This window comes from Hoylesella shahii, from assembly GCF_937990675.1.
Classification (GTDB): domain Bacteria; phylum Bacteroidota; class Bacteroidia; order Bacteroidales; family Bacteroidaceae; genus Prevotella; species Prevotella shahii.
The window spans coordinates 1-19,219 of record NZ_CALKQY010000075.1; the positions used below are offsets into that span (position 1 = coordinate 1).

Genomic DNA, 19,219 nt, shown 5'->3' on the forward strand with positions numbered 1-19,219 from the left:
AACAAAAAGGGCTGATACCTCGTGAGAAGTGTCAGCCCTAATTCGTATAAAGAGGTGAGAACTTTAGCGGACAGTAATAAAAGATAATAAAGTCCTTTCAATTTGTAGAGATTTTATAAGTCTAGATGACTTCAAAAACATCTTGTAAAGTACCAAGGATTTATCCACTCTTTTTACTTGCTGGCGTGTTAGATTAGTCATGTTTTTCGTTGTATGCTTTTGTGTTACGCAGTTATTTCTATATAAAAACATCATAAAAAGCGAATGGTTAATCCATATTTTTGCTATATTTGCAGTGGAAACCACAACCCAAAGGAGGTAGTTATGTGTGCAACAATCATTTATTCTGCATTTCGCTGCAAACAGTTATTTGTAATGTCGATGGGTATGGTGTGCCTTAATGCCAACGCACAAGGCCGAAATGACACCGTATGTTGGCCACCTTACTCCCTTTTTGTTAAGCCCAGGTTTAGAACTTCGCCAGTAAAAATAACGCGCGTTTTCCGCGATGAAGACTATGCAAAGCCCAAGTTTCCAGGTGGCGAGGAGGCTTTGAAGGCCTTTATAGATAAGGAAAAGATATATCCAGAAGATACCCAACACATTACGGGCAGAGTGTTATTCTCTTTCTTTGTGGAGGAAGACGGCTAAATTACAGACATTAGGCTCCTTCGTTGTGTACATCTCGCATTAGATAAGGCGACAGTTAACGTTGTAAAAAGGATGCCTGCTTGGATTCCCGACAAACGAAAAGGCAAGCTGGTGCGCTTGAAAGTCTGCATGGGCATTCCTTTTTATGTGGTTAAAAGGGGCGGAACAGAGCCCGAAAGTAGAGATAAATAAGTGGCGTTTTAAAGGATAGATAGCTTGCAAAGAGCTGGTAGACAATACTTATTAAGCGATAATCGTAGTTGAAACAATAATAAACCAAAGGAGGGAGTTATGCGAACAATGAGCATTCATTCCGTATTTCGTTGCAAGCTATGGCTTGTAATGGCGATGTGTTTGGCCTGCCTTAATGCCAACGCACAAGGTGGGAAGGGCAAGAATAAGAAACGAAATCAACCCAAACAAGTTAAGTCGGCAACTACTAAGGCCGAGGAAGAACAGCGTTTTATGTGTGAAATTTTTGAAACACCACCTCAATTCCCGGGCGGTGATGTGGCACTGATGGAGTTTTTAAAGAAAGAGGTGCGACAGCCTGATGAGGCAAAGGACGTTAAGGGTAGGGTTGTTATCGGCGTAATTGTGGAAACCAGCGGCGAACTAACGCATTTTGAGGTACTTCGCAGCGTGCATCCTGCATTAGATAAAGAGGCATTAAGAGTTGCCAAAATGATGCCCAAATGGATTCCAGGCAGCATTTATGGCAAACTTGTAACTTCACGTTGTTGTATAATTGTTGCATTTAAAGGCGAGGAAAAGGACGGAACAGGGCCCGAACGGAGAGATAAATAAGTGGCGTTTCTAAGGATAGATAACTTGCAAAAGGCTGATAGTCAATCGTTAAATCTACACTAGATTTTTATCTTTTTTATCTTTTTTTATTTAGATTGTTAATTATGTGATTTTTAATATAACAATAAGCAAGGATGCTGGCGAAGAATACTAACAAGAAAAGTATGACGATGATAGGTATTGAAGTAAAAACAAACGTAATTCCTATTGCTAAAAAACCATCTATTATCATAATGCATAATAGAAGAAAGTCTTTCTGTAATGGTTCCTTTAAAGGACTAAAAAATTTTTTTCCCATATGAATTAATATGATACATTTTCTTCAAATATAATTATTATATTCCATATAAGCAAATATTTGTGTTTCTTTTTAGAAATGAAAGAGCATTTTATATCTCAGAATATATCTGGTAACTATTCAGCAATACCCCCACTTTGCTCCACGCCCTCCCCGGATGGTCTATTTTTCTTAGCTTTCATCCTATATTATGACGCATCCTTTTTTTATTCAATAACTATGATTTGGCTGCGTTTTCTGTGTTTGCATGATGCTGTTTCCGTTGGTCGTGGGCTGAATGCCCAGCAACTGTTCGCGTTGGCGGTTGTAAGCGTACATGCTTTCCATCGCCGTTGCCTTTGCATGCGTACACAGCGCAATCTGTTTTGTCTTGTTTTCAGTAATAAATTTAACATTGTGAGTGCAGTTTTCGCCAACAATCGCCCACCTTGCCGCAAATAATCGATTCTCGCGAAGGTTCGTTTTTTTGCAAAATGGGGTTAGTTGTACTTGCAGGCAAAATGAATTTTTATTTAAGCTAACCGCCACTAACACCCGTTTTTTTTGCGATTTGCAGCAAAATATAATGCGTTTTGATGCTAAACGCTGCGTAATATGCTACAAAACGCAATGCGTTTTGATGCCAAATGCAGTGCGTTTTGGTGCTAAATGCAAGGTAAAATGGTGCTAAATACAGGGCAAAATGCTACTAGATGGAATGTGAAAAGCATAAAAATCCAACACAAATGTATAAACAAAACCTTTTAGAACCATTAAAAACATGACTGGAAAGGGCAAAATAGACACTAAAAAGTAGCATTTTAGGGCCTAAAAGCGGTTCTGGGAACGTGAGAAATAATGAGTTGGCAAGCAATCTAGAAAGGCAAAATGGTGCAAAATGCAGGTTTTGTCCTTAAAATAGACAAAACGAGATGCGTGAAAGGCAATAAAAAGTGGCTTTTTACCTACTTTTTAACCTGTTTTTTCGCTAGAACGAAGTGAAAAATAAAGAGCGATTGTAAAATAAAAGAAAACAATTTAAGATTTTGAATTGATGGGTCTTTGGTTTTGCAAGTTGATGAATTGATGTATTAGGATGTTGTTAGTTTTTCATGAGTTTATAAGTCAGTGAGTTGATTTGTCCTGCTCTTCGTATATGATAGGAGCGTTTATCTTGGTTTTACGGCACAAAGACAATAAACTTCTCGTAATTTATAGAAATATTTTAAAGTCAAAACGACATCGTTGTGTTAGACACAATGACTTAAATTAGAAAATTGATAATGTGGTTAACACACTAACGATATGATGTGCGTTAGACGAGTTATCCGGCTAAGTGCTATTAGCTCTTTAGTTGTAGGTTAAATACTCAAAGCGATAAATATATGGCAGTCATTACTTTCAAAAGCGACTAATAAAAGTTTGTTATGAAGTAGCGTTAAATTTGGAAGTAAAAGCAGCCTTAGTAATAAAAACAACCCAACTTACGACTCTTACAGATAGCCTTTATGCCATTACTTGAGTTGTAAGCTGGGTTAATGTGAAACGATGGGCTGGATATTGACCGCCTATTTTATTTTTTTCCTTTTATAAGTTGTCGATGAAATTTGTCTTCGGCCTTAAGGATTTTAAATACCGTAGTTGCTGGTAACATCTTTATGAACTTTTCGTGGTAGGTTTTCAGCAACTGTTTCATTTCCAATTCCAGTTTATCTTGCTGTTTGATGGCCTCAGTTGCAGCTTCATTGTCTGCGGGATTGGCTTTTTTGTGTTTAATAATCTGTTCGAAAATAGTGCGTTGTTTTTTGCGCAATTCTCGGTAAACAGGGAAAAATGCAGCACTTTCTATTTTAGAAAGCGATGCTTCGGATGCGATAAAATTTTCTAGTTCGGTTTGAAATTTCTCAGGACTGAACTTGTGCGGAGGTTGAGCCACCACGTTAATAGTGGCTAGTACGAACAAAAAAGTAAGTAGAGATTTTTTCATTTTCAATTTTATATTTCGGAATAGTGTACATAGATATCTTCGTTGTCCATCATGGCATAATCTGCAACGGCATCTTTATATGTTCCAGCAATGTTAGTTGCTGCACTGGTGGGCATGGATGGCGTGGCAGGAGATGGGCCGTTGTTGAACACGTCCATATAAACGGCCAGTCCACCGATAGCCACTAATACACTTGCTGCAACCATATAGACGGGACGCAGAAGCAAAAACTTGCGCTTTGGCAAAGCTTTTGGCTCGTTCTGGGCGTCAATTTTTTGCATTACAGCTGGTGTGAGGTTGTTGAAATAACCCTTTGGCACGCTGAAAAGCTCTTGTTTGGCTTTAGCCGAATTTGTGGTTTGTTCCATGATGGATATCATTTAAGCGTTTTTGTCGTGTGCTACAAATGTGCCTCCCACAGCAAATTATTTTGCATGGTGGCTTGGTTTTTGTTGTGCAACTTTAGATTGGCATTGCTAACTGGTGTTCTTATCGCTTGGTTCATAACGATGCTTCACTGTATAAGCAAGAGTTGAACGCGTGGATACCAACTAGCCCTAAGGGCCTGATTGAACACAGCGACCTTAGATAAACGAAAAGACAAGCTAGCAAGCTGGAAAACTGATTGACACTTATTGGTGCTAACCCAGGCAGGGAATGGCCTTGTAAGGGTAGGGTATGCGAAAACTTCGCGCAGCAACCTGCCTACACTTGATATGACGCGACATACCATGAGCTTCTTCGCAAGCTAACTTGTCTAAGGGGCAGTGCTTTGCAATTCTACTTTTTGCATTTTAAACTGCAAGGCGATACTGCCTTTATCGTTTTGGGTTGTTATATGCTTTGACGTTTTTTGCTGTTTAAGGTTTAAACCTTGTTTTAAATATTACTGATTATTTGATTATTTGATGCTGCCTTGTTGCCCGTAAGCCATAATCCCATAAAGGTTAGTGCGCCATTGAGCATTAAAAGTTCGTAGCCAAAGCGATAACCGCTGATGTGTTGCACTAGTTTTTCGACTACGAAACATAATATTGGAGCTATTACGCACATGGGTAGCACCCATTTGCCACTAACATGTCGACGTGTGAAAAGGGCGTAAGCAAAGAGCCCTAACAACGGACCGTAGGTGTACGAACATAAAATGTAAATGGCATCGAGCATCGAGGTGGAGTTGAATGCTCGGAAGAGCAGAATGAAAAGTGCAAACAAGGCGGCCATCACAAGGTGTGTACGCTTGCGCAATCGTTCGTCGTCTGGACGCCTATAAAGGTCTACGCAAACCGAGGTTGTTAGTGCAGTAAGGGCCGAGTCGGCGCTACTGAACGATGCAGCAACAACACCAATGGTGAAAAAGACCACCACAGAGAGTCCCAACGAACCATTTGCGGCAAAGAGTGGCAATAGTTCGTCGCCCATTTCAGGAAGTGAAACGCCACGTTGAACGGACAGCATAGAGAGCAGAACACCAAGAGCGAGGAACAATAAGTTGGCAGGAACAAAGGCAAAACCATAGGTGCACATATCTTTTTGAGCTTCGCGGAGGCTTTTGCAAGTAAGATTTTTCTGCATCATATCTTGGTCTAAACCTGTCATTACCACTACGATAAAAGCTCCACTAACAAATTGTTTCCAGAAATTTTGCTTCGAAACCCAATCGTCGAACACAAACATCCTACTGCGATTGTCGGCTGCGACGGCCCTGATGGCTTCGATTGGCGACATACCCAGTGCGCCAATTACTTGCCAGATGATGAGGATGAGGGCGGTGAACATACAAAAAGTTTGAAACGTGTCGGTGAAAACGAGGGTATTGATACCGCCTTTTCGGGTGTAAAGCCATATCAAGGCCACCATTGTCACCACGGTAATGACGAAAGGAATGCCCTGTGCATCTAACACAAAACGCTGCAAAAGCATGCATACAACATAAAAGCGCACTGCCGCTCCAGTGATTTTAGACAAGATAAAGAAGCCTGCGCCAGTGCGATAGGCTGCAGTGCCCAATCGTTTGTCTAAATAGGTGTAAATGGTAGTTAGGTTTAGTTTATAGTATATGGGAAGAAGTATGAACGCAACGGCAAAATATCCTACAATAAATCCTAAGCATGTTTGCATGTAGGTCATGCCAATAGTGTTTACCATGCCTGGAACAGAAACGAATGTAACGCCCGAAATAGAGGCGCCAACCATGCCAAAGGCCACCATATACCAAGGCGAACGTCTGTTGGCCCTAAAGAAAGTGGCATTGTCGGCACGTTTTGACGTAAGCTTACTAAAGAGCAAAAGCAAACCAAAATATGCGAGTATGGTGAGAATGATGAGCATAATATATGTAAAGTTACGACGAACAACGATTCCAACTGTTGGCTAGTATGGGCCTATAAGGGCCAGATGGTAAGTACACATTGGGGCAATATTGGGTAAAACACAATATAAATCTAGAGGGATGCACCGCATGGGCATCCCTCTAGTATTGTTTTGTAGTCGTTGTCACTGGGTATTTAGCCATTTCGCAAGTATGTAATCGTATTGTAAACAGTGGCATTGATGAGTAATCAAATTCTTTTGCCAGCTTAAAGACTCTTTAATTGCTGAATGGTCTCCGTTGGGTTGGCTGATTTAAACACGTAGTTGCCCGCTACAAGTACATCTGCACCAGCCTCAAGGAGCAAGGGAGCAGTTTGTGCTTGCACACCACCATCCACCTCGATGAGTGCTTTGCTGCCACTAGTGTCGATGAGTTGGCGTAGGCGACGCACCTTGTTGAGGGTGTTTTCGATGAATTTCTGCCCACCGAAACCAGGGTTAACGCTCATAAGCAGCACTAAGTCAAGATCGTTGATGATGTCTTCTAATACGCTAACAGGCGTAGATGGGTTAAGAGCCACGCCAGCTTTCATTCCCGATTCGTGAATTTTAGCCACGGTGCGGTGTAGGTGTACACAAGCCTCTTGGTGCACACACATAAGCATGGCGCCAGCTTTAGCCGTCTGTTCGATGTAGTTTTCGGGGTGTACAATCATGAAATGCACATCCATTGGCTTTTTACAGGCCTTGCCAACGGCCTCTAAAACAGGGAATCCAAACGAGATGTTGGGTACAAACACACCGTCCATCACGTCCATGTGTAGCCAGTCGGCTTCGCTTTCATTAATCATCTGCACCTCGGCATTGAGGTTTAAGAAGTCGGCCGAGAGCAATGAGGGGGCAATTAATGGTTTCTTCATTTTGCTTTTAGTTTAGACAAACGATGTAGCGTTGTCCGTTTACCTGAATGGATTTGTAACAATGGGCAATCTGCCTTATCATGTTAAGCGTTTTTTCTGAGGGCTTAAGCTCTTCGGGAGTAAAGTACTTCATAGGCGATAATACCTTTTAATATTGTATATAAGTATTAACGCCTTGCTTTTTGATTTATTGTGTGGGGAATAAAATTTTTATATCTAATGTTTTCTTGTTGTTAATGTGTGAGTAGCTCACTATTAGGGCTCTGTGCTTTGCGTGTTGTTGGCAAGCAAAGTATGCGGGTTGGGGACTGACGACTTGGCTTACTAGGGTGAAGTACATTAGTCTTCGTGCGCTTTGAGCACGCGATGGGGCATGTGTCCATGTCCTAACAAATCTATGGGACAACCAAAGTGTTCGCTTAACTCGTCGTTAGATATTTGTGGTGTATCGTGATAGTGCAGCGTACGGTTGACACAAGCCACCGCTTTAACGTTTTGTAGAATAGTTCCAACGTCGTGGCTCACGATGATAATAGCGCAATCGCGGTTTATAACATCGAGCATTTGGTACATTTGTTCTTGAAAACGCTTGTCGATGTAAGTATTTGGTTCGTCTAACACCACCACTTCGGGTCGCGAAACGATGGCTCGTGCCAGCAACACCCGTTGCAGTTGTCCACCACTAAGTGCGCCAATAGGACTTTTAGCATATTCGCTCATGCCCAATTTATCTAGCGTTTCGGCCACTTGTTGTTTGTGGTTTGCATCGAAAGGGGCAAAAAGTTTTTTCTGTTTACTCAATCCAGAGAGCACCACTTCTTCTACAGCAATAGGGAATTTGCGGTCGATGTCGTTGTATTGTGGAAGATATCCAATGGTAAGTTCGGGCACTTCCACTCCATCTCGGTAATAAGATACCTTACCCGAGAATGGTTTCATCATGCCCAATATGATGCGCATGAGGGTGGTTTTGCCACCACCATTAGGGCCAATAACGCCCAAGAAATCGTGATGTAACACCTCTAGCGACACGTCTTGCAGCACCACCTTGTCTTCGTAGCCTGCAAACACGTTCTCAAGTTTAATGATGGGTTGGCTCAAAGCGGTCATTTTAGCGATTGCGATACCTTTATCATTTCTTTATGCCAATTGTAATCTAGCGGGTTGAAATCAACAACTTGCGCTCCAACCGCATTAGCAATGGTCTCCGAATTGCGATTGGAAAACTCTTTTTGCATGAAGAGCACACGCACTTGCTTTGCTTTTGCACTGGTGATAATTTCTTTTATCTGTGCTGCAGATGGCTCTCGCCCTTCGTCCTCGATATAGATTTGGTGCAAATTGTACTCACTGGCATAGTAAGTAAGTACGGGATGGTATATAAGAAAACTCGAAACCTTACTTTTAGATAGGTTCTCGCGTATTTGACTGTTTGTGTCTTCTATCTTAGCGAGCAGTGTTTCGAGGTTGGCCTTATAATAAAGACTGTCTTGCTTGTCTATCTGCAACAGCGCTTTATAGATGTTTTGTGCAATGACAGTGGCATTTAGGCAGCTCATCCATGTGTGTGGGTCGGGCACTCCATACGAACTTTCGATGGGGATGATGCCATCAGACGAGTCGATGAAGAGCGTATGTGGAGCATTGGCTTTAATTCTCTTCATCCAGCTTGTCTCAAATCCGATGCCACCCACCTTTATATAGAGGTCGCTATGCGACAGGTCCACCATTTGTTGAGCAGTTGGCTCGTAAGTTTCTGGGTTTCCTCCATTAGGAACCATTGTTTTAACGTTGAACCTATTACCAGCAATGGCCTCAACAAAATATCTCAATGGCTCTATCGTAACCACCACGGTGCGTTTTGTTCCACCTTTTGTCATCGAACAAGAGGCAAACAACACCAGAGCTAGAGCGCAGAAAAGGGAAAGTTTCTTGTACATAAGCATATTAAAGTAAAAAGCTTGCGCCAAACACAAGTAAGGCAAAGCGAATGAATTTTCCAATTGTCATGCTTATCACGGTGATGGTTATGTTGGCTCGCATCAATCCTAATACCACGGTGATGGCACTACCAATGATGGGTAGGAAGGCGAAAAAGCCCATCCAAGCGCCTCGTCCAGCCATAAATTTCTCTGCTCGTTCCAGTTTTTCTTTCTTCACGTGCAGATATTTTTCAATCCAGTCTGTGCGACCAAGTCTGCCCACTCCGTAGTTTATCATGCCTCCCATTACGTTTCCAACTGTGCCATAAAGAATGAGTGGCCAAGCCTTTAGACCGGCTGCTTGTAAACCAACCATGACGGCTTCACTACTAAAGGGAATAACACTTCCAGCTAACACGGCAGAAAGAAGCATGCCCCAATATCCGTAATTGATGAGAAAGGCTATAAGGGTATCCATAAATTGCAAACTGTAATCAAAATTGAGACCAACAACAACAAGCAAAACATCACGTTTGTGGCTGCTGTACGGGTGTGGGTGATGAAGTGGGCGATGAGAGCTGCCGCGTTAATAATGAGGATGGGAAAGAGATTAACGGCGTGTTGTGGTTGTAACACAATGAACGCTATGGTAAAGAGGTCAACCACAATCACCATTTCGTAAATCATACGGTTACGTATCTTGTCGTTTCTGCTGTCTCGCAGGTAGTGTATAATGCCGATAAACGATACGAACGCAAGGAAAAAGAAGGTGGCAACGAGGTTGTGACTTAACGAGGTATACTGGAATAGTGGGTCAAAATTGCCTAAGTCGGCGAAGTGTGTCACAAAACTCTCGGGTTCTCCTGTGTAAACAAGGTAGGCACCAATAAACCAATAAGGAGCAATTAGCCCTAAAACAGAAGCCCAAAAGTTGCGCCAGCTCATAGCAAGCACGTTAGTGGTATGCAAAATCCATAGCAATGGCACAAAAAAGAGTATCTGTACAAACATCGTTGATGCAATGCCGATAAAAAGATAAGCGTAAAAAGTTACGCCAGAGGCTGTTCTTTCTTGGTAGGCATTGAACACAATAAGGTAGAAAGCGGCAAAACAAACTTGTACCAAGGCTGGCGATGGCATATAAAATACTTGATTGGCCACACACGTGAGAACGAGAAACGAACACGATACCATGCGACTATATACCCTAAGTAGGGCATTGACATTGTTGAATTCAACCATTAGGTAGGTTGAAACAGCTAGGCACGCGAACTCGAACCAGAGACCTTCTCGCACCAGTCCACTTGCCAAGAACACCAACACGGCGTAAATGGCCGTGAAGGAGAATGTCATCCTGCTTTCAGCAATCCTGTTTTGTATTCTCTTTACTACCATATTATTTGTTACTGGCCACCCTTCGTGACTCTTTTGCCTAATGTAGCTTGTGCCAAGCGGTGTTTAGGCTATGCTCTTAAAGACATTTAGGTCTGCCCCACGTTGGTGTGGGGCAGACTATTAAAGATCGTTTCCGATGTCTTTTCTAAAATATTTGTCGGTGAAGCTGATTGCATTGGCTGCCTCAAAGCTTTTTTGTAGGGCTTCGGCTTTGTCTTTGCCATACGAGCTTACAGCCAAAACACGTCCACCATTGGTTACAAGCTCACCATCTTTTAGGGCTGTTCCGCTGTGAAACACAATGCTCTCGTTCACGTTTTCGATGCCGTGGATGGGGTAACCCTTCACATATTCTTGTGGATAACCACCGCTAACGAGCATCACGCAGACAGCTGCGCGTTCGTCGAAGACCACCTTTTTGCTGGCAATATTGCCCTCGGCAATGCCTTCAAACAAGTCAACAATGTCTGTTTTGAGTCTTAGCATCACGCTTTCGGTTTCGGGGTCGCCCATTCTGCAGTTATATTCGATAACCATGGGATTGCCCTCTACGTTGATAAGTCCAAAGAAGATAAAGCCTTTATAGTCGATTTCTTCTTGAGCCAAGCCGTCTACTGTGGGGCGAATGATGCGTTCTTCCACTTTCTTCATCCACTCGGGAGTGGCGAAAGGCACAGGACTAACGCTGCCCATACCGCCGGTGTTGAGACCAGTATCCTGCTCGCCGATGCGTTTATAGTCTTTTGCTTCGGGCAAAATCTGATAGTCTTTGCCATCGGTAAGCACAAAAACCGAACATTCTATACCGCTGAGAAACTCTTCTACAACCACAGATGCTGAGGCGTTTCCAAACATTCCGTGGAGCATGTGTTGCAGTTCGGCCTTAGCCTCTTCCAGAGTTGCGAGTATGAGCACGCCTTTTCCTGCGCACAAGCCATCGGCTTTCAGCACGTAGGGAGCTTTCAACGTTTCGAGAAAAGCCAAACCCTCGTCGATGTTTTCGACAGTAATGGTTTTATAACGTGCTGTGGGAATGGCGTGTCTGGACATAAAAGCCTTGGCGAAGTCTTTGCTACCCTCAAGCGTAGCGCCTTTTTTCGAAGGGCCTATAACGGGAATATGTGCCGTTAGTGCATCGCTTTTAAAGTTGTCGTAGATGCCGTTCACCAGCGGATCTTCGGGTCCTACCACCACCATTTTCACGTCGTTGTCTAGTGCGAAACGCTTCAAAGCTTCGAAGTCGTTGGAATTGATATTCACGTTTTGGCCCACTTCCGCCGTCCCTGCATTTCCGGGGGCGATGAAAAGTTTGCTAACCTTAGGGCTTTGGGCTATCTTCCAGGCAAGCGCGTGTTCTCTTCCGCCACTTCCCAACAGTAAAATGTTCATCGTTTTATTTTAGATAATCGTCAAAATATTGTGATATGCGTTCGTGCAAGTGGGTGCTTTGGTGCCCGCGCATGTTGTGGGGTTCGCCTGGGTACACAAAGAAGTCGGGCTGTGTGCCCACTTTGATACACTCTTGCAAGAAGTTTAAGCAATGTTGCGGCACCACAACGGGGTCGTTCATGCCTGTGATAATCTGCAATTTTCCTTTCAGGTTCTTGGCTTTGGGCAGCAAACTGCTCTCGGCATAGCCCTCGGGATTGTTCTGAGGTGTGCCCATGTAGCGTTCTCCGTACATCACCTCGTACCATTTCCAGTCGATTACTGGTCCGCCAGCTACGCCCACTTTGAACACTTCGGGATGTGTGGTGATAAGGTTAGTGGTCATAAATCCACCGAAACTCCATCCATGTACGCCCATGCGATCTTTGTCTACGTAGGGTAACGAGGTGAGATATTCCACACCTTTCATTTGGTCTTTCACCTCTTCAACGCCTAGATGGTGGAATGTTGCTTGCTCAAAGGCAAGTCCACGAGCACTACTTCCGCGGTTGTCGAGGATGAAAAGCAGATAGCCTTTTTGTGCCATATAGGTTTCCCAGCCACGCGACCAGAAGTGCCAGCGTGCCTCTACGTTGCGAACACCAGGCCCACCGTACACGTAAATAATGGTGGGATATTTCTTATTTGGGTCGAAATTGGTGGGCTTCACCATGCGATAATAGAGGTCGGTTGTGCCATCTGCTGCTTTGATAGACCCGCAAGAGTATTCGGGAACGGTGTAACCCACCCACGGATCAGCGGCTGTGAAGTAGCGAGTGGCTTTTGTCGAGGCCACGTTCACTATGTCGATGTTGCGTGGAACGGTTGGTTCGGTGTAGCTATCGAAGATCCATTCGCCCGAAACACTTAGCGCAGGCTTGTGCGAACCACCTGCTCCGGTGGTGTTGGCGTGGCATCCTTTGCCATTGTCGAGCAGTCGGCGTGCACCTGTTTGCAGGTTCACGGCATAGAGGTTGTTTTGAATAGCACTGGCTTCTGTAGAAAGAATGATGGCTTCTTTGGTTTTGGCATTAAAGCCCATCAAGTCTATTACAATCCATTTACCTGTTGTAAGCTGTTTGATTTGCTTCCCGTTGGTGTCGAAGAGGTACAAATGGTTGTATCCGTCTTTCTCACTTTGCAAGATAAAATGGTTTTTATCCCAAGGAATGAACGTTATGGGGTGCGTGGGATGCACATACTTGTTGCTCGACTCGGTGTAGAGTGTGGCCGTTTTATTACCCGTGGCAGGGTCGTAGGCATCAAGCGAGTAGTGATTTTGCGCCCTATTCAGTTCGATAAGATAAATAAGCTTGCCGTCGGGAGCCCAAGCAATGTTGGTGAAATACCTATCCGTGGGGTCGCCCGTGTTGAGGTACACAGTTTTTCCTGTGTTCAAGTCGTACACCCCAACAGTAACAAGGTGTGATTTCTCGCCAGCCATAGGATAGCGAATGGGAGTTTCTGTGGCAATACGGGTGTCAACGTCCACCAAAGGGTAGTCGGCCACCATGGATTGGTCCATTCTGTAGAAGGCCAACTTCTGTCCGTCGTTGCTCCAGAACGTTCCTTTGTAAATACCAAACTCATCGCGGTGCACGCTCTGTCCGTAAACAATGTTACGACTTCCGTCTGTTGAGAGCTGTTTTAGCACACCTTTTCCGTCGTTTACATAAAGGTTATCGTCTTTAACAAAAGCAACGGCGCGCGATTGCGCATTCCAGTCGGCAGCTATTTCGTCTTTTGCCTCTTGTTTCCAGTCCACTTTCTTGGTTTTCCAGTTCACCAACATGCGCGTTTGGTTGACATTGAGCAACACAAGCGTTTGGTTGGGGTAGGGGAAAGTGGCCGAATAGAGCGAGCGCACTTTATTTTCGCCGTTAGGATAAATCCATTTGTTAAGCTCGTCTGTAGAGAACAAGCGCGTTTCTTTACCCGTTTTCTTGTCTATCAGTGCGCAAAACTCTGCGTCGGTACGCACCAGTTGGTCGCCCCACCATGTGGTATAGCGGTTTTTAGGCACCATGTTATGGAAGTTGTTACCACCAAAATTGAGGTCTTCCAGTGTGAATTGTTTCTGAGCCGACATTGTTTGCGGTACAAAAATGAGCGTGGAGAGCATTGCTCCCACGATAATTTGTTTAATCGTCATGGTCTATAAAGTTAGCAGAATTACGTCCAAAGTTTTTACTTCCGCGCTTATCGGTGCGTTCAAAACTCTTTCCTTTTCGGTTAAAGTCTTTGGCTTTGCCAGAGAAGGCCTTACCACCACGTTCGAAAGAGCGCCCACCGCGTTTGTCGTCGCGGTCGTTAAACGATGCTGTGCGTTTGCGTTTGCGGTCGTCGTTGCGCTCTTCGGTATGTGCGAAGTGGTTTTTAAAGGTGTACGAGCGTATGTCGTCGGTGTCTTGCGAGCCATCCTCGTCGATCCTTTTCTTAAACTCGCGGTTTTTCTTAAATCTATTTTTCTCGGCCATCTGACGCTTTTCGTCATCGCTTTTCACCACACCGCCATCCTGACGGAAGTCTTTCAGCGAGCCATCGAATATAGCATACTTGCGAAATTCGCACTCAAGCGAGCCGTTGTATACAGGGATTTTAATAGAAGGCTTAAGACCTATTTGGTCGAAACACTCTTCGCGATAGCTCAGCACCCAAGCTTCGTTGCCCATAAATTGGTGTTTCAGTCTTTCGCCAATCATCTTATATGTACCCAAGAGGTTGGGTGTAGAGATGCGTTCGCCATAAGGCGGATTGGTTACAAGGATACTTTTGTTTTCGGGTTTCTTGAAATCCTTGAAGTCGGCTTGTTCAATGGTGATGTCTTTGGTAAGACCCGAGGCGCGAACATTAAGACGCGCCGTGTTCACAGCCTTCATATCGATGTCATAACCATAGATATGGTGGTTAAATTCGCGTTCGTTACTGTCGTCGTTATAGATGTGGTCGAACAGCTCTTGGTCAAAGTCTGGCCATTTTTCGAATGCATAGTTTTTTCGAAAAACACCAGGCGAGATGTTACGAGCAATGAGCGCAGCTTCTACAACGAGTGTTCCCGAACCACACATGGGGTCGATAAAGTCGGTTTCGCCTTGCCATCCAGTCATCAAAATCATGCCAGCGGCTAGCACTTCGTTAAGCGGAGCCTCCACCGATTCTTGTCTATATCCGCGACGGTGCAAGCTTTCGCCACTAGAGTCGAGCGACAGCGTGCAGTCGTATTCGGCAATATGAATGTTCAAACGTATGTCTGGGTTGCTCACCGATATGTTAGGGCGCTTGCCTGTACGTTGGCGAAACTGGTCAACGATGGCGTCTTTCACCTTATAGGTTACAAATCGCGAGTTGCGAAACTCTTCCGAGTACACCACAGAGTCCACCGAGAAAGTTTTTCCTTCCTCGATATGTTTGCTCCAGTCAATTTTTTGTATCTCCTCGTACACATCATCGGCCGATCTCGCCTTAAACTTGGCGATGGGTTTTAAAATTCTTATCGCCGTGTGCAGTTGGAAATTGGCGCGATACATAGTTTCTTTGTCGCCTGTGAACGACACCATACGCCTGCCAATTTGTACGTTGTTTGCCCCCATTTGGGTAAGCTCCTTGGCCAAAACGGGTTCTAGTCCCATGAAAGTCTTGGCTATGAGTTCGAATTCCATTGTATATAGTTGTTGTTATTTCGTTTTCTTTAATATGCGACTGTTGGGTTCCACGTCATCGGTTACCCACACGTTAGCGCCCACTACGCTACCTTTGCCTATGGTTACACGGCCTAGGATGGTGGCATTAGAGTAAACCACCACATCGTTTTCAAGTATTGGGTGTCTATCAATGCCCTTGATAGGTGTTCCGTTTTCGTCTTTGGGGAAGCTTCTCGCGCCCAACGTAACGCCTTGATAAAGCTTAACATTGTCGCCAATGATGCATGTTGCCCCGATAACCACGCCAGTGCCGTGGTCTATGGCAAAGTATTGCCCAATTTGAGCAGCGGGATGGATGTCTATACCAGTTTCCGAGTGTGCCAATTCTGTTAGCATTCGCGGTATCAGTGGCACGTCCATGAGTAGCAACTCGTGTGCCACGCGATAGTTTACCATGGCCTTGATGGCAGGATAGCACGATATTATTTCGCCAAAGTTGCTTGCAGCTGGGTCACCGTTGTATATGGCCGCCACGTCTGTGGCAAGTGTTTGGCGTAGAGTGGGTAGTTTTTTGATGAGCGCGATGGCCTTTTCTTCGGCTATATGTCGGTTGTCTACTGCTTTTTCGCTATTTCCGCAGTCGTCGCAACTGGCAAAGCACAATCCAGCCTGTATCTGGTCGGTAAGTAGCTGGTTGAGTTTTTCGATATTAACACCGATATGAAATTTAATGGTGCGCGTGTTAACCGTAGACTTTCCGTAGTATCCAGGGAAGATGATAGCCCGCAGCAGGTCCATTATCTGCCTTAGTACCTCTCCCGAGGGAATAGGGTTTCCGTCTTTATGTTGATGGAAGATGCCTTTTAATGCTGTGGCATCTGATAGCTCTTCCGCAGTAAGGGTAAGCGTGCGCGTTAAGTCGGCTGTGGTCATCAATGTTGTTTTGTCAATGAAGATGTTTATGTCGGCCTTGTCGCCAATGGTTGCAAGGGTGCTTGCTTGGGCTTAGCGAAGATGGCCTATTCTGTGCAAAAGTAGCAATAATTTATCATTTGTCCACAGATAAAGGCCGAAATTTTATTAAAATATGCATCTACTTGCTTGCTTGAAATAAAAAACGTGAGTTCGTACGCATCGAACTCACGTTTTTACTTAATTTACTGATGTTGTGTTTTTTATTGCTTACCCTTTGAGTGGTGTGCAATGTGGGCATGTTATTGCACCAACTTGTCTAATATGGGTGTTGTTTGGCCACTGATGGATGTTTGTTGGTTGTCGTTTTGTTGTTCGAACACCACTATTTTGTTTTCTCCTTTTTTCAAGAGGCAGCCTGGAAGGTAGAGTGTTTGTTGTGGTCCGCGTTTCCAATAGCGTCCAAGGTTGAAGCCATTAACGAAGACTATGCCCTTGCCCCAGGTCTCCATGTTGAGAAAGGTGTCGCCGGTGGTGTCTAGATTGAATGTGCCAGCGTAGAGTGTGGGCATTCCTTTGGTGTTAGCCGATGGCAAGGCATCAACGTTAGGCATTTCGCTCATAGGCATTTTATACATCTTCCAGTTGCCTGTAATTTCATTTCCCTCAATCACAACGGGTCCGTTGATGCCTTTGATGCTTTGGGTGATACGAGCACCGTAGTTTATTCGGCCCATGTTTTCTACTAATATGTCGAGCACGCCATTGAAGGGAACGTTTATTTCCAAACTGTCCACATCTTTAACGCGATCTAGTTCGCCCACTTTCTGACCATTTACATAAACCAAAGCATAGTCGGCCAAGCCGGCAATCTTTAGCATTCCGCCGATGGGTTGGTTAAAATGTCTTCTGTATAGCACATAGCCATGGCCTTGATTCAGGTCTTCGAATGTTAGTGGATTATCGTTTTCCACTGCCTTGCCCTTAGTGAGCATATCTATTACGTTGGCTGTTTTGCTGAGTTTGATGTTTGGAATGTTGATAACGGGTATACGTTGGGGCACTGCAGGCACGTTATATTTCACATGCTTCATCATCAATGCGCGTATAGCGTCGTATTTGGGGGTGTTCCATCCGGCCTCGCTGATGGGTGCATCGTAATCGTACGAGGTAAGGTCGGGTTGTAGATTGGTGTCGGTGGTGTAGTTAGCACCCGACGTAAAACCAAAGTTTGTTCCGCCATGAACCATATAATAGTTGAAACTTATGCCGTTTTCAAGATATTTGGCCGTTTGTTTAACGATTGATTCGGTGCTCACTTGTGGGAAAGGCTCTGCCCAATGCGATAGCCATCCGGGGTAAAACTCGGCTACCATGTATGGGCCTTTGCCGCCATTGTATTCGTTGACCACCTTTTTAAGTTTCTCTATGTCGTTCTCGCCGTTGGCTGTTGGCAGTGCGCCATTTATGGTGCCGCCTTTGAAAAGCCAACTTCCGTCTGATGTGAACAAGGGAACATCGAAACCGGCATCGAGCAATTGTTGCTTAATCTTGGCACTATAGGCGCGATGTGTTTCAAGTGGAATGTCTTTGCGTTGTGAAACATACGAACCGAACTCGTTTTCGGCCTGCACCATAATGATAGGACCGCCCTTGGTTATCTGCAAGTCGCGCATCTGCGAGGCCAATTGGTTGATGTAAACGCGGCACGAATCGAGGAACGGCTGATTGTCGGCGCGTATCACCAACCCCTTAGCCTTAGACAACCACCAAGGATAGCCGCCAAACTCCCACTCGGCGCAGCAATAAGGGCCAGGTCTTAGTATCACCAACATACCCTCATCGGCAGCCGTTTTAACAAATTCTCTCAAGTTTTTGTTACCAGTTTTCCAGTCCCACTTGCCAGGTTCTGTTTCGTGATAGTTCCAAAACACGTATGTGGCAACAGCGTTCAAGCCCATAGCTTTCATCATTTTCAAGCGGTGGCGCCAATAGGGAGCAGGCACGCGGGCATAGTGCATTTCGCCCGAATGCAATTGCATGGGTTTACCGTTATAAACGAATTGGCCATCGGCAATGGCGAAAGTGTTACGCGTAGTTTTTGTTTGCTTGTTTTGTTTGGCCTCGGCTGTGGTTGCGGTAAGCAACATTAAGGCTGCCATGGCCAAGCATTTAAGATGTTTCATCTGTTATAATATAATTTGAAAAAATCGGATTAGGGTTTTAGTATAACGCTTTTTGTGGTGTGGCTCGTTGTACGGGCTTTAACCACCACAGTGCAAAAATAACAAAAGATTGGTACAGAAGAACTAAGAAAATGGTGGTTTAGATAATTTTAACGAGTGCCAGAGGTGAAGATATTTAGCAATTCGTGCTACAAGTCTTTAAACCCAAATCTCTCTAAGTATGCAATTCACATCGCAAACTTAGAGTTATTTTTAATGATATAGATCTTTCTCAAATGGGTCAATTGGTAAACAATTTACCTGTTTTAGCAATCCTGCTGCTAGTGGAGGTATATTTAATATAGTGTCGGGTAACAACGATGGCAATAAAATATCCGAGCAACAAAAGTTTACTGCCAATTAAAAGGTTGGAAAGTAAAAATCACTAACAATCCTCCTTCGAGCATCTTTTCTACACAAAATGACGAGAACCAGTCTCGAACTGTATTCTTCCTTAACGGGCGTTAGGTGAATGAAAACCACGTGAAGGGAGTGGTAATTATTAAACAAGGGGGTAGAACCTACAAAAAGGTTGTGAGATAAGTCCGCGATTCTCATCATAAAAAGAGTGAATTCTAAATAAAAAGAACTCACTCTTTTGCTAATATCTAGCGTAAAGAAACAGCGAAAATATGGGTCAGTCGTAAAATCTTGTTGCATCCCGCTTCTCTTGCACATCATTTCATAGGTATTTATTGCTGTAGTCGCTTAGGTTAGGCCACCATCCAAGCAATCTACGCAACA

General features: G+C 44.3%; 16 protein-coding genes. 2 read left to right on the plus strand and 14 right to left on the minus strand.

Going from position 1 to position 19,219, the window contains the following annotated elements; all coding sequences use genetic code 11:
- Positions 1-375: 375 nt before the first annotated feature.
- Both QME03_RS10930 and QME03_RS10935 read left to right on the plus strand, forming a co-directional pair.
- Positions 376-651 carry a hypothetical protein gene (locus QME03_RS10930; protein WP_281724377.1) on the plus strand — a complete coding sequence of 92 codons (276 nt, stop codon included), beginning with the start codon at positions 376-378 and terminating at the stop codon, positions 649-651.
- A 291-nt stretch (positions 652-942) separates the two neighbouring features.
- Entirely contained in the window at positions 943-1,458 is a 516-nt protein-coding gene (locus QME03_RS10935) for an energy transducer TonB (RefSeq protein WP_281724378.1), read from the plus strand.
- 1,850 nt (positions 1,459-3,308) lie between these two features.
- Here QME03_RS10935 and QME03_RS10940 read toward each other — a convergent pair.
- The 14 genes from QME03_RS10940 to QME03_RS11005 form a co-directional block, all read right to left on the minus strand.
- Complete coding sequence (locus tag QME03_RS10940; protein WP_281724379.1) at positions 3,309-3,722, minus strand: hypothetical protein; 414 nt, start codon at positions 3,720-3,722, stop codon at positions 3,309-3,311.
- 8 nt (positions 3,723-3,730) lie between these two features.
- Positions 3,731-4,090: a hypothetical protein gene (locus tag QME03_RS10945; RefSeq protein ID WP_025817306.1), complete on the minus strand. Its 360-nt coding sequence runs from the start codon at positions 4,088-4,090 to the stop codon at positions 3,731-3,733.
- A 511-nt stretch (positions 4,091-4,601) separates the two neighbouring features.
- A complete protein-coding gene (locus tag QME03_RS10950) occupies positions 4,602-6,050 on the minus strand; it encodes a sodium:solute symporter (RefSeq protein WP_281724380.1) in 1,449 nt (482 codons plus the stop codon).
- 248 nt (positions 6,051-6,298) lie between these two features.
- Positions 6,299-6,952 carry a ribulose-phosphate 3-epimerase gene (gene rpe, locus QME03_RS10955; RefSeq protein WP_281724381.1) on the minus strand — a complete coding sequence of 218 codons (654 nt, stop codon included), beginning with the start codon at positions 6,950-6,952 and terminating at the stop codon, positions 6,299-6,301.
- Between the two features lie 7 nt (positions 6,953-6,959).
- Positions 6,960-7,085, minus strand: coding sequence for a hypothetical protein (locus QME03_RS10960; RefSeq protein WP_262502618.1), 126 nt, complete (start codon positions 7,083-7,085; stop codon positions 6,960-6,962).
- Between the two features lie 206 nt (positions 7,086-7,291).
- The gene (locus QME03_RS10965; protein ID WP_281724382.1) at positions 7,292-8,062 is read right to left on the minus strand and encodes a metal ABC transporter ATP-binding protein; all 771 of its coding nucleotides are present in this window, start codon (positions 8,060-8,062) and stop codon (positions 7,292-7,294) included.
- Complete coding sequence (locus tag QME03_RS10970) at positions 8,059-8,898, minus strand: metal ABC transporter solute-binding protein, Zn/Mn family (protein WP_281724383.1); 840 nt, start codon at positions 8,896-8,898, stop codon at positions 8,059-8,061. Before QME03_RS10970 ends, QME03_RS10965 begins: the two co-directional genes overlap by 4 nt.
- A 1-nt stretch (position 8,899) precedes the next feature.
- The gene (locus QME03_RS10975) at positions 8,900-9,352 is read right to left on the minus strand and encodes a YqaA family protein (protein ID WP_025817301.1); all 453 of its coding nucleotides are present in this window, start codon (positions 9,350-9,352) and stop codon (positions 8,900-8,902) included.
- Positions 9,337-10,269 (minus strand): hypothetical protein, encoded by a 933-nt coding sequence (locus QME03_RS10980; RefSeq protein WP_281724384.1) that lies wholly within the window; start codon positions 10,267-10,269, stop codon positions 9,337-9,339. Before QME03_RS10980 ends, QME03_RS10975 begins: the two co-directional genes overlap by 16 nt.
- 120 nt (positions 10,270-10,389) lie before the next feature.
- Positions 10,390-11,658 carry a phosphoribosylamine--glycine ligase gene (gene purD, locus QME03_RS10985; RefSeq protein WP_281724385.1) on the minus strand — a complete coding sequence of 423 codons (1,269 nt, stop codon included), beginning with the start codon at positions 11,656-11,658 and terminating at the stop codon, positions 10,390-10,392.
- A gap of 4 nt (positions 11,659-11,662) precedes the next feature.
- Positions 11,663-13,849 (minus strand): S9 family peptidase, encoded by a 2,187-nt coding sequence (locus tag QME03_RS10990; RefSeq protein WP_281724386.1) that lies wholly within the window; start codon positions 13,847-13,849, stop codon positions 11,663-11,665.
- Entirely contained in the window at positions 13,839-15,356 is a 1,518-nt protein-coding gene (locus tag QME03_RS10995) for a THUMP domain-containing class I SAM-dependent RNA methyltransferase (protein ID WP_025817295.1), read from the minus strand. The genes QME03_RS10990 and QME03_RS10995 overlap by 11 nt, the downstream gene beginning before the upstream one ends.
- A gap of 15 nt (positions 15,357-15,371) precedes the next feature.
- Positions 15,372-16,271 carry a serine O-acetyltransferase gene (locus tag QME03_RS11000; protein WP_273116210.1) on the minus strand — a complete coding sequence of 300 codons (900 nt, stop codon included), beginning with the start codon at positions 16,269-16,271 and terminating at the stop codon, positions 15,372-15,374.
- Positions 16,272-16,552: 281 nt separating this feature from the next.
- Positions 16,553-18,400, minus strand: coding sequence for a beta-galactosidase (locus QME03_RS11005; protein ID WP_244912940.1), 1,848 nt, complete (start codon positions 18,398-18,400; stop codon positions 16,553-16,555).
- Between the last annotated feature and the right edge of the window lie 819 nt (positions 18,401-19,219).

Excerpts from the sequence above, each read along its gene's own strand:
- QME03_RS10990 (WP_281724386.1), bottom strand. The coding sequence starts at position 13,849 with ATGACGATTAAACAAATTATCGTGGGAGCAATGCTCTCCACGCTCATT.
- rpe (WP_281724381.1), bottom strand. The coding sequence starts at position 6,952 with ATGAAGAAACCATTAATTGCCCCCTCATTGCTCTCGGCCGACTTCTTA.
- QME03_RS11000 (WP_273116210.1), bottom strand. The coding sequence starts at position 16,271 with ATGACCACAGCCGACTTAACGCGCACGCTTACCCTTACTGCGGAAGAG.
- QME03_RS10945 (WP_025817306.1), bottom strand. The coding sequence starts at position 4,090 with ATGGAACAAACCACAAATTCGGCTAAAGCCAAACAAGAGCTTTTCAGC.
- purD (WP_281724385.1), bottom strand. The coding sequence starts at position 11,658 with ATGAACATTTTACTGTTGGGAAGTGGCGGAAGAGAACACGCGCTTGCC.
- QME03_RS10935 (WP_281724378.1), top strand. The coding sequence starts at position 943 with ATGCGAACAATGAGCATTCATTCCGTATTTCGTTGCAAGCTATGGCTT.
- QME03_RS10965 (WP_281724382.1), bottom strand. The coding sequence starts at position 8,062 with ATGACCGCTTTGAGCCAACCCATCATTAAACTTGAGAACGTGTTTGCA.
- QME03_RS10995 (WP_025817295.1), bottom strand. The coding sequence starts at position 15,356 with ATGGAATTCGAACTCATAGCCAAGACTTTCATGGGACTAGAACCCGTT.
- QME03_RS10970 (WP_281724383.1), bottom strand. The coding sequence starts at position 8,898 with ATGCTTATGTACAAGAAACTTTCCCTTTTCTGCGCTCTAGCTCTGGTG.
- QME03_RS10960 (WP_262502618.1), bottom strand. The coding sequence starts at position 7,085 with ATGAAGTACTTTACTCCCGAAGAGCTTAAGCCCTCAGAAAAAACGCTT.
- QME03_RS11005 (WP_244912940.1), bottom strand. The coding sequence starts at position 18,400 with ATGTTGCTTACCGCAACCACAGCCGAGGCCAAACAAAACAAGCAAACA.
- QME03_RS10975 (WP_025817301.1), bottom strand. The coding sequence starts at position 9,352 with ATGGATACCCTTATAGCCTTTCTCATCAATTACGGATATTGGGGCATG.
- QME03_RS10980 (WP_281724384.1), bottom strand. The coding sequence starts at position 10,269 with ATGGTAGTAAAGAGAATACAAAACAGGATTGCTGAAAGCAGGATGACA.
- QME03_RS10940 (WP_281724379.1), bottom strand. The coding sequence starts at position 3,722 with ATGAAAAAATCTCTACTTACTTTTTTGTTCGTACTAGCCACTATTAAC.
- QME03_RS10930 (WP_281724377.1), top strand. The coding sequence starts at position 376 with ATGTCGATGGGTATGGTGTGCCTTAATGCCAACGCACAAGGCCGAAAT.
- QME03_RS10950 (WP_281724380.1), bottom strand. The coding sequence starts at position 6,050 with ATGCTCATCATTCTCACCATACTCGCATATTTTGGTTTGCTTTTGCTC.